We start from the raw sequence: 276 nt of genomic DNA, 5'->3' as shown, positions 1-276 counted from the left end.
CACGCTCGCGTCCGCCGTGCCGGCGCCCGCGCACCAGGTTGCGTTCGACCTGCGCGCGGACGGGCCGTCGGCGTTCCGGCTCGAACCGCCCGCGTTCGCGGTGCACGTCCATACGCCGGAGACGGGGATGATGTCCCATCACGTGTACGTGGACGAAGGCGACGGGCCTTATCCGTTCTATGAACCGAGCGGGGAACTGGTCGACTGACGATGTGCATCATCGATGCTCGAGCGAATGACGGGCGGCGGCCCGTCGGCGCTCGTTGCGGCCGAGCG

1 pseudogene is annotated in these 276 nt (G+C 69.6%); it reads left to right on the top strand.

Annotated elements, in window-relative coordinates:
- Positions 1-208, top strand: a pseudogene (locus SB751_RS30035) (phosphodiesterase); the annotation flags it as partial.
- Positions 209-276 lie beyond the last annotated feature (68 nt).

The organism is Cupriavidus sp. SIMBA_020, from assembly GCF_046535395.1.
GTDB lineage: Bacteria > Pseudomonadota > Gammaproteobacteria > Burkholderiales > Burkholderiaceae > Cupriavidus > Cupriavidus campinensis.
This window is presented reverse-complemented; position numbering and strand designations above follow the sequence as displayed.